Origin of the sequence: Pseudomonas qingdaonensis (genome assembly GCF_018398475.1) — a bacterium.
GTDB lineage: Bacteria > Pseudomonadota > Gammaproteobacteria > Pseudomonadales > Pseudomonadaceae > Aquipseudomonas > Aquipseudomonas palmensis.
Map to the genome: position 1 here is coordinate 2,524,540 of NZ_CP074676.1, position 14,295 is coordinate 2,538,834.

9 protein-coding genes are annotated in these 14,295 nt (G+C 61.8%); all 9 read left to right on the forward strand.

Features of this window, described 5'->3' with window-relative positions; genetic code table 11:
- The first annotated feature begins 4 nt into the window (after positions 1-4).
- Positions 5-1,006 (forward strand): CobW family GTP-binding protein, encoded by a 1,002-nt coding sequence (locus KH389_RS11565; protein ID WP_058540303.1) that lies wholly within the window; start codon positions 5-7, stop codon positions 1,004-1,006.
- Between the two features lie 186 nt (positions 1,007-1,192).
- A complete protein-coding gene (locus tag KH389_RS11570; protein WP_043864007.1) occupies positions 1,193-2,794 on the forward strand; it encodes a 5-guanidino-2-oxopentanoate decarboxylase in 1,602 nt (533 codons plus the stop codon).
- A gap of 46 nt (positions 2,795-2,840) precedes the next feature.
- Positions 2,841-3,647 (forward strand): ABC transporter ATP-binding protein, encoded by an 807-nt coding sequence (locus KH389_RS11575; RefSeq protein WP_054914376.1) that lies wholly within the window; start codon positions 2,841-2,843, stop codon positions 3,645-3,647.
- Between the two features lie 80 nt (positions 3,648-3,727).
- Positions 3,728-4,504 carry a transporter substrate-binding domain-containing protein gene (locus KH389_RS11580; protein WP_213607378.1) on the forward strand — a complete coding sequence of 259 codons (777 nt, stop codon included), beginning with the start codon at positions 3,728-3,730 and terminating at the stop codon, positions 4,502-4,504.
- A 36-nt stretch (positions 4,505-4,540) separates the two neighbouring features.
- Positions 4,541-5,254 (forward strand): ABC transporter permease, encoded by a 714-nt coding sequence (locus KH389_RS11585; protein WP_043864005.1) that lies wholly within the window; start codon positions 4,541-4,543, stop codon positions 5,252-5,254.
- 10 nt (positions 5,255-5,264) lie between these two features.
- Positions 5,265-5,954, forward strand: coding sequence for an ABC transporter permease (locus KH389_RS11590; RefSeq protein ID WP_043864004.1), 690 nt, complete (start codon positions 5,265-5,267; stop codon positions 5,952-5,954).
- 44 nt (positions 5,955-5,998) lie between these two features.
- Entirely contained in the window at positions 5,999-7,180 is a 1,182-nt protein-coding gene (locus KH389_RS11595; protein WP_043864003.1) for a pyridoxal phosphate-dependent aminotransferase, read from the forward strand.
- A 21-nt stretch (positions 7,181-7,201) separates the two neighbouring features.
- A complete protein-coding gene (locus KH389_RS11600) occupies positions 7,202-8,662 on the forward strand; it encodes an aldehyde dehydrogenase family protein (protein ID WP_213607379.1) in 1,461 nt (486 codons plus the stop codon).
- Between the two features lie 505 nt (positions 8,663-9,167).
- Positions 9,168-14,291, forward strand: coding sequence for a RecQ family ATP-dependent DNA helicase (locus tag KH389_RS11605; RefSeq protein WP_058540300.1), 5,124 nt, complete (start codon positions 9,168-9,170; stop codon positions 14,289-14,291).
- Positions 14,292-14,295: the final 4 nt, after the last annotated feature.

The window sequence follows — 14,295 nt, forward strand, 5'->3', positions numbered from 1 at the left end:
TTTGATGAACAAGCAGTCTCCCATTCCGGTGACGCTGGTGTCGGGGTTTCTCGGCTCCGGCAAGACCACCCTGCTCAACAAGATCCTGGGCAGCGATCACGGCTTGCGCATGGCGGTGATGGTCAATGACTTTGGCGCGATCAACATCGACAGCGAGCTGATCGTCAGCCAGACCCAGACCACCCTCAGCCTGGCCAACGGCTGCATCTGCTGCACGGTTGAAAGCGACCTGATCGAGCAACTGGGGCGCCTGCTCGGCGACCGGCAGAACCGCCCGGAGTACATTCTGATCGAGGCGAGCGGGGTGTCGAGCCCGGGCAAGATCGCCCGCACGCTGAAGTACCCGCAGTTTCGCGATGCGCTGTCGATCGACAGCATCATCACGGTGGTGGACACCGAGCAGTTCGGGCAGCTCGAGGGCGAGATGGCGCAGTTGGCCATGGACCAGCTGGACGTGGCGGACATCATCGTGCTGAACAAGGTGGACCGGGTCGAACGCAGCCAGATCGAGGCGCTCAAGAGCCGCTGGCTGTACCCCCGGGCGCGAATGCTCGAATGCCAGTATGGCGATGTGCCGCTGGAGCTGGTGCTGGGCGTGGGGCGCGGCAACCCGCTGGCGTCGTTCACGCCGGTCAAGGCGGCCTCAGCGCCGAGCCTGGGCGGGCACGCGGCAGATCACGCCAGCGTGTTCGAGTCCTGGAGTTTCGCCAGCGACAGACCGCTGGCGCTCGACACGCTGCGCGCGACACTGGCGCAGCTGCCGGCGTCGATCTATCGGGCCAAGGGCACGCTGCACATCGCCGAAGTGCCGGGCAAGCGGTTCATCATGCACCTGGTCGGCAGCCGCTGCGAGATCCTGCCCGACCGCGTCTGGGGCGATGAAACGCCCCACACCCGGCTCGTGTGCATCGGCAAGCGCGGCACCCTGGCCCCCGAGGCGCTCGAGGCCGGCTTCCAGGCGTGCGTTGTCCACACAAATGACAAGCTTTATTCACATCATGGGTGAAGCGGAATTGGCGACGGCCTCCGGCAGGTTCAGCAATGTGGGTGGTAGTGGCCTTCTGGCCTGTGCGGAGGGGGCAGGAGTGGTGAGCAGATATCAACAATCAGCCAAATTTAATTCGATTGTGGTTGCCCAGCATCTACTGAAAAATGCCTCGGCGGTCTGGTAAAAATAACAGGAGAAGACCCAATGACTAGTTGTGCTCAGGCGCTCGTCAAACTGCTTGAAGGTTATGGTGTGGACACCGTGTTCGGTATTCCGGGCGTGCACACTGTTGAGTTGTATCGCGGATTGCACGGTAGCCGGCTTCGCCATGTCAGCCCTCGCCACGAGCAGGGCGCAGGGTTCATGGCGGACGGCTATGCCCGAGCCAGTGGCAAGCCGGGGGTGTGCTTCATCATCACAGGCCCCGGCATGACCAACATTCTGACCGCCATGGGCCAGGCCTACGCCGACTCGGTGCCGATGCTGGTGATTTCCACCACCAGCCGTCGCGAGCATCAGCGGCTGGGGCACGGTTACCTGCACGAACTGCCTGACCAGCGCGCGATGGTGGCCGGCGTGTGTGCCTTCAGCCATACCCTGCAGCGCCCGCAGGAACTGCCGGAGGTGATTGCCCGTGCCTTCGCGCTGTTCGGTTGCGCCCGGCCGCGCCCGGTTCATATCGAGATCCCGCTGGATGTGCTGGAAATGCCGGCCGATGGCCTGGACCTGAGCCCTCGCGCATTGCCGCTGGCCAGCGCGCCTGCCGAGGCGGCTGTACAGCAGGCCGCCGCCCTGCTGGGCGCGGCACGGCGGCCGCTGATTCTCGCCGGCGGCGGCGCGCGCGGTGCCAGTGATGCACTGCGGGCACTGGCCGAGCGTCTCCAGGCACCCGTTGCGCTGACCACCAATGCACGCGGCATCCTGCCGCCTGCGCACCCGCTGCTGCTCGATGGCGTGCAATCGTCCGCCCATGGCCGTGCACTTTTCGCCCAGGCCGATGTGGTGCTGGCGGTGGGCACCGAGCTGGGCGAAACCGACTACGACTTCTTCGGCCTCGGGCCACTGGCCCTGCAGGTGCCGGTGATTCGCCTGGACATCGACCCGATGCAGATCCTGGGTGTGCAACGCGCAGCCGTCGGGCTGCTTGGCGACGCACGGTTGGGGCTGCAGGCCCTGATCGCAGCGCTGCCCGGGGCGGCCGCAGACAGTGACTGGGCCGCGTTGAACGTGCCGCGGGTCAATGCCGCCGAGCGCGGCAGCTGGACCGGCAGGCAGCAGGCCATGCAGGCGCTGCTGGATACGCTGCGCGACAGCCTGCCGGCGCCGATCCTGGTTGGCGATTCGACGCAGCCGGTGTACCAGGGCGCGCTGGGCTACCGCGCACCGGCCCCGTGCACTTGGTTCAACGCCGGTACCGGGTACGGAACGCTGGGCTACGGCCTCCCGGCGGCCATCGGTGCCAAGGTTGCCCTGCCTGAACGTGCCGTGGTGGCGCTGGTGGGCGATGGTGGTTTGCAGTTCTCGAGCGCCGAACTGATCGCGGCGCGCGAGCACGGCATCGGGGTCATCCTGGTGCTGTGGAACAACCAGTGCTACGGCGAAATTCGCGACTACATGACGGCGCGCGACATTGCGCCCCTGGGCGTGGACATCCTCACGCCGGACTTCGCGGCGTTCGCACGCTCCTGTCATGTGCAGTACCACACCGCCGGCAGCCTGGACGGGTTGCGCGATCTGCTGCAAGGCCTGGAGAGCGGCGAGCCGCATGTCATCGAACTGAACGCCTCGGACTTTCTGCCTGCCTGACGGGGCTGTCCGGTCGGGTTGATCAACAACAATGGGACATCGAAGCATGATCCACGAAAAAGGGCTGCCAAGCGTGCAGTCGACCCCCGTCGTCGCCATCGATGACCTGCACAAGAGCTACGGCGACCATCACGTCCTCAAAGGGATCTCCCTGCGTGCCCATGAGGGGGACGTGGTGTCCCTGATCGGTTCCAGCGGCTCGGGCAAGAGCACCTTGCTGCGCTGCATCAACCTGCTGGAGATTCCCAACGCCGGCAGCCTGCGCGTGAACGACGAGGAAGTCAGGTTCAGGCAGGGGCGTGGCGGGGTGCGCGAGATCGCCGACCTGCGCCAGGTCGAGCGGCTGCGTGCGACCCTGAGCATGGTGTTCCAGAACTTCAACCTGTGGCCGCATCGCACCGTGCTGGAGAACGTGATCGAGGCCCCGGTGCATGTACTGGGTGAGAAGCGCCAGGACGCGATCGCGCATGCCGAGCAGTTGCTGGAGAAGGTCGGGCTGGCCCACAAGCGCCACGACTACCCCTCGTTTCTGTCCGGTGGCCAGCAGCAACGGGTCGCCATCGCGCGGGCACTGGCGGTACGGCCCAAGGTGATGCTGTTCGACGAACCTACCTCGGCGCTGGACCCGGAGCTGGTGGGCGACGTGTTGAAGGTGATCCGCGACATCGCGCAGGAGGGCCGCACGATGATCCTGGTGACCCACGAGATGGCGTTCGCGCGGGATGTCTCCACCCAGGTCGTGTACCTGCACCAGGGCCAGATCGAAGAGCAGGGCCCACCGCAACAGGTGATGCTCGACCCGCACAGCGAGCGGTGCCGCCAGTTCGTGATGGCGCAGAACAATCGCTCATAACAACACTATTCATCCGCGGGGGCGTGCCCCTGCATTGTCCGCTGCCAAAAACCAAACAATAGCTGCATAAGGACTGTTAAATGAAAAAGACACTCGTTGCTGTCGTGCACTCGCTCCTGCTGGCCGGGGCGATCAATGTCGCTCACGCCCAGGACAAGGTGGTGTTCGCGATTTCCCAGGAACCCTACCCGCCGTTTTCCTTCAGAAACAGCAATGGTGCGTGGAGCGGTTTCGAGCCTGACCTGATCAGCGAAGTGTGCAAGCGCATGCAGGCCGAGTGCTCGCTCAAGGGAATGGCCTGGGACGGCCTGATTCCGGCGCTGCGCTCCAAGCAGGTGGACGTCATCATGAACTCGATGTCCATCACCCCCGAACGTGAGCAGGTGGTGGACTTCAGCGACCCGTACATCGAGACGCCCGCACTGTGGGTCGGGGATGCCGCCCTGGAACTGACGCCCACCCCGGAAGGGCTCAAGGGCAAGATCATTGGCGTGCAGGGCTCGACCAGCCATTCGGCCTACGTCAAGGAGTACTTCGGCAAAGGCTCGACCATCCGCTACTACAACGACCAGGACGACCTGCTGGCCGACCTGCGCAGCGGCCGCATCGACATCATGCTGGCCGACAAGATCTCGGTGGCGCCGATGCTGGCACTGCCCGACAACGCGATGCTGGCCGGCAAGGGCATCGCGCCGGCCGACCCGCTGTTCGGCAAGGGCATCGGCGCGGCGGTGCGCAAGGGCGACGATGCCCTGCGCGAGAAGCTGAACCAGGCGCTCAAGGCCGTGCGCGAAGACGGCACCTACGACGCCATTGGTGCGCGCTACTTCAAATCCAGTGTCACAGCCGCCCAATGAGGCGGTTGAAACCTGCGCGGGTGATCGGGTGCCTGTATGACCATTTCTGAAATGTCCAATCTGCTGTTCGCCGAGGGCTGGATTCAAACCCTGGCCCAGGGCGCGGTGAAAACCCTGGGTATCTCCCTGGGGGCCTTCGCGCTGGGCCTGTGCATCGGCCTGCTCGTCGCGTTGATCAAGCTCAGGGGGCCACGCTGGATGGTCGCCTGTGCCAACTGCTACACCACGCTGTACCGCGCCGTGCCGGAACTGCTGCTGATCCTGCTGCTGTACTACGCAGGCACCGACCTGCTGAACCTGGCGATGGCCGCGATGGGCCGGCCCAGTGTCGAGATCAACGGGTTTCTGGCTGCGGTCGTGGTGCTGGGGATTGTCCAGGGCGCCTACTCGGGTGAGGTGATTCGCGGCGCCGTCGAGGCCATTCCTGCGGGGCTGGTGGAGGCCGGCAGGGCCTACGGCATGTCGCGGGCAAAGCTGTTGAGCCGGATCATCCTGCCGTGCATGTTGCCGTTCGCCATCGCGGGCCTGTCGAACCTGTGGCTGGTGCTGGTCAAGGAAAGTGCGCTGATCAGCGTGGTGGGCTACAGCGAACTGCTGACCGCCGGGCGTCAGGCGGCGGCCAGCACCAAGCACTACCTGCTGTTCTACCTGGTGGTCGCGGCGTTCTATTACGTCATCACCCTGGTTTCCAGCATGGTGTTCCGCAAGTTCGAGGCCGGCTTCGAACGCTGGATGCCCAGGAACGTATAAGGGGACGATCATGGATTTGACTTGGCTGAATGATTTTTCCAGTGAACTGCTGCGCGGTGCCGGCCTGACCGTGCAGTTGCTGCTCATCTCGGCAGGCTTCGGGTTTGTACTGGCCATCGCGATGGCCCTGGGGCGCCTGTCCAACAGCGTCGTGCTGGCCAACGCCTGCCGGTTTGTCAGCAGCGTGATTCGCGGCACGCCGCTGCTGGTGCAGATCTACATCCTGTATTACGGCGTCGGCAGCGTGCTGGCCAGCTACCCGCTGATCAGGGGCGGGGTGTTGTGGCCCTACCTGCGCGAAGGGTTCTGGTATGTGGCCCTTGCACTGACCTTGAGCGTGGGGGCGTATGTGGGCGAAGTGCTGCGCAGTGGCCTGCGCGCCGTACCCAGGGGCGAGCTTGAAGCGGCACGCGCCTATGGCATGCGCCGCGGGCAGATCCTGCGCAGGGTGTGGTTGCCGCGGGCATTGCAGATGGTCAGGCCGACCCTGGCGGGGGAGAGCGTGATGCTGCTCAAATCCACGGCGCTGGCCTCCACCGTCGCGGTTACCGACCTGCTCGGCGCCGCCAACATCGTGCGTTCGCAGACCCTGCGGGTCTATGAGCCGCTGCTGTTGGTGGCGATCACCTACATCGTCCTGGCCCTGATCATCGAAAAGAGCTTCAAGTTGATGGGCACCACCTCGCAGCGTCGAGTCTAGTGGCTAACGTATTGGCGTCGGTCTGTACGCCACAAGGAATTCAAATGAAGTATTCATCTCTGGTTCAACGCATCAGCGGCGAGAGCGTAGCCGCATGGGACATTCACTATGCTGCCTGCCAGGCGCAGGAGCGGGGCGAGAACGCGATCATCCTCAGCATCGGCGACCCCGATTTCGCGACGGACGATGCGATCTGCGAGGCCGCGATCCAGGCCCTGAAGGCCGGCGATACCCACTACACCCCGGTAGTGGGCCGGGAAAAGCTGCGCGAAGCCATCGCGGCCAAGCAGCGCAAGCTGCTGGGCATACCGGTTGCCGCCGAGAACGTCGCGCTGGTGGCCGGTGCGCAGAACGGCCTGTACGCCGCAGCCATGTGCCTGTTCGAAAGCGGCGATGACGTGCTGGTGCCCGAGCCGATGTACCTGACCTACGCTGCCAGCGTGCAGGCATCCGGTGCGCGGCTGGTGTGCATCGAGCAGCCTGCCGAGAAGGACTTTCGCCTCACGGCCCAGGCGCTTGAAGCCGCACTGACCCCCAACACCCGTGGCATCGCCCTGGCCACGCCGAACAACCCCACCGGCAACGTCTACACCCGCGAGGAGCTGGAGGCGGTGGCGCAGGTGGCCCGGCGTCACGACCTGTGGGTGATCTCGGACGAGGTCTACTGCCAGCTGACCTACGACGCGCCGCACATCAGCATCGCCAGCCTGGAGGGCATGGCCGAGCGCACGGTGGTGCTCAACAGCCTGTCCAAATCCCACGCCATGACCGGCTGGCGGGTCGGCTGGGTGGTGGCGCCCACGAGCCTTGTCCAGCACCTGGACAACCTGCTGCTGTGCATGCTCTACGGTCTACCGGGCTTTGTTCAGGAAGCCGCGCTCAAGGCCATCGAGCTGGACGATGAGATCGTCGCCTCGGCCCGCGAACTCTACACCCGCCGCCGTGACCTGATCGCCCGAGAGCTGGACGGGGTGCCGCTGATCAAGGGCAAGGTGCCCGAGGCGGGCATGTTCATGCTGCTGGACATTCGTGCCACGGGCCTGTCGGGCGTCGATTTTGCCTGGGCGCTGTTCCGCGAGACCGGCGTCTCGGTGCTCGATGCCCAGGCCTTTGGCGCCAGTTGCGCGGGCTTCGTGCGGGTGTCGTTCACCGTTGCCGACAAGGACCTGCTGGACGCCTGCCAGCGGATCCGCCAGTTCATCGAGAAGCTGCAGGCCGGCCTCTGAGCCGCTTGCGAAGGAATGACGATGCTCCCTCCTGAATGTTCATCCGAAGTGCTCGCCGGCGTGCTGATCGGCGAGCAATGGCTCGCCGACGGCCCGCCGCTCGAGGTCATCAACCCCTCCACCGAGGCGCTAATCGCCACGGTGGGCGGGGGCAACGCTGAAACCGTCGAGCTTGCCGTGCAAAGCGCCGCTGCTGCATTCGCGCAGTGGTCAACCAGCACTGGCGCGTTGCGTGCCCAGGTGTTGCGCCGCATTGCCCGGGGCATACAGCAGAACCGCCAAACCCTGATGGCGCTGCAATCGCGCAACAACGGCAAGCCATTGGCCGAAGCGGGGCTGGACGTGGACGACGTGATAGCCACCTTTGACTATTACGCCGACCTGGCCCAGGGCCTTGACGCTGCACAGGACCGCGATGTGGAGCTGCCTGTCAGCGACTATGCCGCGCGCTTGCGCCGCGAGCCGTGTGGCGTGGTTGCGCTGATCGTGCCGTGGAACTTCCCCATGGTCACCACGGCCTGGAAACTGGCGCCGGCCCTGGCTGCGGGGTGCACGGTGGTGCTCAAGCCATCGGAGGTCACGCCGTTGCCGGAGCTTGCACTGGCGCGGATCATTCTCGAGGCGGGCCTGCCGGCGGGCGTGTTGAACATCGTGTGCGGTACCGGCCTGGCCGTGGGCGCACCCTTGTCGGCGCACTCGCAGGTGGCCAAGATCTCTTTCACCGGCAGCAACGCGGTGGGGGTTCAGGTGATGCAGCGTGCGGCAGAGACGGTGAAGGGTGTCAGCCTGGAGCTGGGCGGCAAGTCCTCGCTCATCGTGCTGGAGGACGCCGACCTGGAACTGGCGGTCGAGCTGACCTGTGGCGGCGGCTTCTACAACGCTGGCCAGATGTGCTCGGCCACCAGCCGGGTGCTGGTCGCCGAGCACCTGGCGGACGCCTTCGTGGCAAAGGTCAGGGCCCGCGCCCAGGCGATCATCGTTGGCGACCCCTTTGTCGACGGGGTGCAGATGGGTGCGCTGGTCAACCGTGCCCAGTACGAGCGTGTGCTGGCGCACATCGCGCGCGGGCTGGCTTCCGGCGCCCGGCTCGAGTGCGGCGGTGGGCGCCCGCAGGGCTTGGCGCAGGGGTTCTACGTTGCGCCGACGGTGTTCACCGACGTGGCGCTGGACAGCAGCTTGTGGAACGAGGAGATCTTCGGCCCGGTGATCTGCATCCGCAGTTTCGGCACCGAAGCCGAGGCCATTGCGCTGGCCAACCAGGGTGATTTTGGCCTGGTGGCCACGGTGGTCGGCCGCGACCGCGTTGCGGCCAACCGGGTAGCGGATGCCTTGCAGGCCGGCATGGTCTGGATCAATGCGCCTCAGGTGATCTTCCCGCAGACCGCCTGGGGTGGGTACAAGCAGAGCAGCATCGGGCGCGAGCTCGGCCCCTGGGGGCTGGCAGCGTTTCAGGAGTTGAAGCATGTGGTGAGTGCTGGTTGATTGGGGGGCTGATGGCGTGCTGTTGCGTCGGTAATTCACTGCATCGGCAGCTTTGAGGGGCTGCATCCTGTCGCTCGATTGCCAGCTGGTATTGGCGGTCCGTCTGTGGCTTGTCGTGATGTGGCAGGCCGGCAGGGGGCTGTTGCAGGCTGTCAGGATCCCCAAAAAACATTTGGACAGGGCTCTAGATCGGTGGTTTAAGTATGAAATTCTTAGCCTGTGCCCCCAATTTTGCCCCTAGTCCCGACCGGTACGCGCGCCAATCGTGATTGGCGATCTCTGACGCGGATCAGGATGGTTGTCGGTGGCTTTTAGTGTACGTCAGTCCCTGCTTGCTCGGAGGTTGTCGGCATAATTGGTTGTCAGGACAGTGCGCCAAGTGTCTCGTAGGAGTGCATCTAGATATCTCTTATTGGTGCTTGATGGCATGATGATGCCCATCACTTCCATCGTTCATGCGTTGAATGATGATTGTCGCAATAGCTGAGCAGGGAATGCCCGTTTGATGTCGTCACTTCCTCAACCCAAATGCCTTATTTTCGATCTTGAGGTGGTGCCGCCCAAGAGCAATGAGCCTGCCCAGATCATGATGGTCGGTGCCCTTCGGCCTGACTCGGGGGCGGAGTTGGAGCTGAAGGTATCTGGAAACCCGTCCCTAGCCTTGCAGCAGTTGGATGCACTGTCCGAGGGGGCGAGCTTCGTACTCGGACACAATGTTATCGATCACGATCTGCCTATCTTGCGCGAACATTTGCCTGGTATGGCTTTGCATGCTCTGCCGGTCATCGATACTCTGCGTCTGTCGCCACTGGCGTTTCCACAAAACCCATATCACCGGCTGATCAAGGATTACAAGCTTGTCCGTGACAGCCTGAACTCGCCGTTGTCAGACTGCCGCTCGACGTTGGTTCTTTTTCAGGATCAACGCCAGGCCTTCACGCAGTTGAACGAGATCAACCAGATGGAGCTTCTCTGCTATCAGGCGTTGCTAACGCCGAGTATGAGGGGAGACCTGGGAGCTTTCTTCGCATCCTTGACTGGGCAGTCTCCGGTATCTGTACCCGAGCTCAAAATGCTGGTTCCGCAATTGCTGCAAGAGACGGATCCTTCTCAACTGCGGGATTTGAAGGTATGTCGGGCACGACTGGAGCAACTGCTCGACGACGATCTTCAAGGGGAAGAATTGCATTGGTCACTGGCCTATGTGTTGGCCTGGCTCCGGGTATCTGGCGGCAACTCGGTGTTAGCGCCTTGGGTTCGACACCAGTTTCCGGAGGTTGGACGGTTAATCTCCGAGCTACGTGATGTGCCGTGTGAGCGCGAGGATTGTCAGTACTGTCAGACGACTCATGATCCACGTCACGAACTGAATCGCTACTTCGGCTTCCCTGATTTTCGCTACGAGAGGCCAGGGGAGAGTCTTCAGCACGACATCGTGCTGGCCGGTATGCGTGGCCAGCACGTATTGGCCATCCTGGCGACCGGCGGGGGCAAGTCGCTATGTTATCAATTGCCGGCATTGAACCGGTTTCATCGTAACGGCAGTCTCACCGTCATCGTTTCGCCGTTGCAGTCACTGATGAAGGATCAGGTCGACGGACTGCTGGAGCGCAACGTCCAGTGTGCCGCAGCACTGAATGGCCTGCTTACTATGCCGGAGCGCGCAGAGGTACTGGAGAAGATCCAGATGGGCGACGTCGGCATTTTGCTGGTGTCGCCCGAGCAGTTCCGCAACAAGGCTTTCCGGCGAGCGATCCGTCAGCGTCAGGTTGGTGCTTGGATTTTCGATGAGGCGCATTGCCTGTCGAAATGGGGCAGCGACTTTCGGCCAGATTACCTTTATGTGTCCCGCTTCATCCGGGAGTACACCGATGACCAACCGCTAGCGCAGATCGGCTGTTTTACCGCGACGGCCAAGCCCGATGTGCTAGCGGATATTCAGAGCCACTTCAGGGAAAGCCTAGGCATTGAATTCAAGGTGTTCCCTGGAGGGCACGAGCGAACCAATCTGCATTTTGACGTGCTGCCCTGCACCAAGGCAGAGAAGTGGTCGCGTACGGATGGGTTACTGCGTGAGCACCTGAACGCTCAGGAGGGCGGTGCAGTCGTCTTCGTTTCCAGTCGTAAGAGTGCTGAGGAACTGTCCGATTTCCTGATTGGCCAAGGCTGGTCTTGCAAACATTTCCATGCCGGTCTTGAGCCCAACACCAAAACGGATATTCAGGACGATTTTAAGGCTGGGCAACTGAAAATCATCGTTGCCACCAACGCTTTCGGGATGGGCGTGGACAAGGCAGATATCCGTCTCGTTGTACATGCCGACATACCAGGCTCGCTGGAGAACTACTTGCAGGAGGCGGGCAGGGCTGGGCGTGATCAGGGTGATGCGCGCTGTGTGCTGTTGTACGACCCACAAGACATCGAAACTCAGTTCGGCATGAGCGAGCGCTCGAAGCTCAGCATCCGTGACATCCAGCAGATCCTGCGCAAGTTGCGTAACGAGAGCAGTCGACGCAAGAGTGGCAAGCTGATCATCACGGCGGGCGAAATCCTGTTAGACGATAACGTTGAAACCAGTTTCTCCGCGGATGAACGTGATGCCGAAACCAAGGTCGTTACGGCGGTTGCTTGGCTGGAGCGTGGTGATTACCTTAAACGTGAGGAAAACCACACGCAGATTTTCCCAGCACGGCTGGATGTGAGCGAGGAAGAGGCCGAGAAACGTTTGCTGAAGGCCGAGTTGCCGCAACGTCGATTGGAGGAGTTCAGGGCTATTCTGCGCTTTCTCTACGGCGCCGATGCTGATGAGCGGGTGAACACCGACCAGTTGATGCAGTTGACCAGCCTGGAATCGGAGGAGGTTGCCAGCGCACTCAAGCAGTTGGAGGAGATGGGGCTGCTGGTCAATGACTCGCAGGTAACGCTGTATGTGCGCCATGGTGTGACGGGGGCTTCCAGTCAGCGCCTTCAGAACACCCTGGAGCTGGAAAAGGCATTGCTGCGGTGCTTGCCAGAGCAGGCGCCGGACGCCGAGCAGGGCGGTTGGCAGGATCTGAATCTTCCGTCACTGACCGCTGAACTTAAGGCAGCGACAAAGCTGGAGGAACTGCTCCCGCTGCACGTGCTTCGGTTGTTGCGCAGCCTGGCACAGGATCATGATGCGGATGATCAGCAGCGCAGTAGCTTTGAGCTCAGGCAACTCAATCGTGACTACCTCAAACTGCGCATCAAGGGTGGTCATTCCTGGGCGAAGATCGTTGGCTTTGGTGACGTGCGGCGCGTATTGGCGAGCAAGTTCCTGGAACTGTTGGTCGGTAAGCTACCGGCAGGATTGCGTGGCGCGGATCTGCTGGTCGAAACGAGTTTTGGCGAATTGCTCCGGGTGATCGAAAGTGACCTCGAACTGCCGCATCTGATTCCGCCTAACAGGCGCCGCAAGGTGATTGAGCATGTCCTGCTCTATTTGCATCGGCAGGACATTTTGACCCTCAACCACGGCATGACGGTCATGCGCCGGGCTATGACCATCGAGGTCAAGAAGGAAGACAAGCGCAAGACCTTCCTCAAGGAGGACTACTTGCGACTCGACGAGCACTACCGCGAGAAGCTCATTCAGGTTCATGTGATGCGTGAATATGCGGAAGTGGCGCTGAAGGAGATGGCTGAGGCGTTGCACCTGGTGCTGAATTACTTCACCGACTCCAAGCAGGCATTCATCAAGCGGCATTTTAATGGGCGGGAGGACGTGCTCAAGCTGGCGACCAGCGAGGAGTCATGGAAATCAATCATCGAGTCGCTGAGCACCACTCAGAAACTAATCGTCGCTGACGATGACGACATCAATCGGCTAGTGCTGGCTGGACCGGGCTCCGGCAAAACACGTGTGATCGTGCATCGCATCGCTTACCTGTTGCGAGTGCGGCGAGTACCAGCGACCAGCATTGTGGCGTTGACCTTCAACCGTCATGCAGCGAACGAGATCCGCAAACGGCTGTTGGCCCTGGTCGGGGGCGACGCCTATGGTGTCAGTGTTCTGACTTATCACAGCATGGCCATGCGTTTGACCGGAACCCGTTTCGAACGAGGCGCGACGGTCGACGAGCGAGCTCTCAAGCAGGTGTTAAGCGATGCCGTCGAGTTGCTGGAGGGTAGGCGCAATATTGAGGGCGAGGACGACCTCCGCGAGCAGCTACTGCGCGGATACCGTTATATCCTGGTCGATGAATATCAAGACATTGATGATCTGCAGTACCGCCTGGTCAGTGCTCTAGCTGGGCGGCACGCGGAAGAGGATGGCCGGTTGTGTATCATGGCGGTAGGCGATGATGACCAGAACATCTATGCCTGGCGCGATACCAACAATCGTTATATCGAACGCTTCCGCGACGACTATGAGGCGTCGACCAGCTTCCTGGTCGATAACTACCGTTCTTCCCTGCGCATTATTGAGGCGGCCAACCAGCTCATTGGCCAGAGTTCGGCTCGACTGAAAGAGGCCGACCCAATCCGGATCGACAGGGCTCGGCAGGAGCTGCCGGCCGGCGGGCTATGGGAAGAGCAGGATGAGCAACGCAAGGGCCGGGTACTGAGATTGCTGATCGACCCGAGTGACCGTGAGCGCGGTAATCTGCAGGCTCAGGCGGCCATGATGGAGTTGGAGCGGTTAGTGATGCTCGAGCCAGGGAGTTGGAACGGTTGTGCGGTTCTGGCGCGGACGCACCGCTATCTTTGGCCAATTCAGGCCTGGTGCGAGCAGCACGAGATTCCTTATTTCCTGGCAGCAGACAAGGAAACGGCATTACCCATTACTCGGCAGCGCAGTTTTGTGGCTGCAACCGACTATCTGCGAGAAATCGAAGGCGCTTTGTGCGCAGCGAACGCATGGCAGCGTTTGTCGTGTAGTAATCAACTGGTGGAAGCCGAGTGGCGGAGTTTTTTCCAGACAGCCTTTGAGCAAATGCGAGGAGAGTTGGGCGAATGCCAACTTGGCAGTGGTGCCTTGATCGACTGGTTGTACGACTACGCCCGTGAATTGCGCCAACAGCCGAAGGAAGGCCTATGTCTTGGCACCGTGCACTCGGCGAAAGGGCTGGAGTTCCGCCATGTCGTTCTGTTGGATGGTGGTTGGAGTGCTCAGGTCGATACGCTGGCTGATGAGCGACGTTTGTACTACGTGGGGATGACGCGAGCCGAGCAGACCCTTACGTTGTGCGAGTTCGCTGACGGCAATCCATTCAGTCGCAGTCTGATGAGGGATGTTCAGCAACATGGTTTTCAGGGGCAACCTCTTCCTGAGTTGGAAGTGCGCTTTCAGCAACTGACGCTGAAGGAGATCGATATTGGCTTTGCCGGTCGTCAATCACTGCATGCCCGGATACACAAGGCGGTTGAGGTACTTCGCGAGGGGGATCCCCTGACGCTGAAGGAAGAGGCTGGCCGCTATCAACTGCTCGACAAGCAAGGCAACGTGGTAGGGCGAACCGCCAAGTCTTTCCAACCACAGATCGGCTTCGATCAATGCGAGGTCGCTGCCGTCATGGTTCGGTTTGCAGAGGATGGTGAGGAGCAATTTAGGGATTTGAATAAGTGTGAGCGTTGGGAAGTGGTTGTGCCGAGAGGGAGATGGTAGGTGA

Bases quoted from the DNA above. Each gene is read 5' to 3' on its own strand.
- KH389_RS11605 (WP_058540300.1), top strand. From the start codon at position 9,168: ATGTCGTCACTTCCTCAACCCAAATGCCTTATTTTCGATCTTGAGGTG.
- KH389_RS11570 (WP_043864007.1), top strand. From the start codon at position 1,193: ATGACTAGTTGTGCTCAGGCGCTCGTCAAACTGCTTGAAGGTTATGGT.
- KH389_RS11575 (WP_054914376.1), top strand. From the start codon at position 2,841: ATGATCCACGAAAAAGGGCTGCCAAGCGTGCAGTCGACCCCCGTCGTC.
- KH389_RS11595 (WP_043864003.1), top strand. From the start codon at position 5,999: ATGAAGTATTCATCTCTGGTTCAACGCATCAGCGGCGAGAGCGTAGCC.
- KH389_RS11580 (WP_213607378.1), top strand. From the start codon at position 3,728: ATGAAAAAGACACTCGTTGCTGTCGTGCACTCGCTCCTGCTGGCCGGG.
- KH389_RS11590 (WP_043864004.1), top strand. From the start codon at position 5,265: ATGGATTTGACTTGGCTGAATGATTTTTCCAGTGAACTGCTGCGCGGT.
- KH389_RS11600 (WP_213607379.1), top strand. From the start codon at position 7,202: ATGCTCCCTCCTGAATGTTCATCCGAAGTGCTCGCCGGCGTGCTGATC.
- KH389_RS11585 (WP_043864005.1), top strand. From the start codon at position 4,541: ATGACCATTTCTGAAATGTCCAATCTGCTGTTCGCCGAGGGCTGGATT.
- KH389_RS11565 (WP_058540303.1), top strand. From the start codon at position 5: ATGAACAAGCAGTCTCCCATTCCGGTGACGCTGGTGTCGGGGTTTCTC.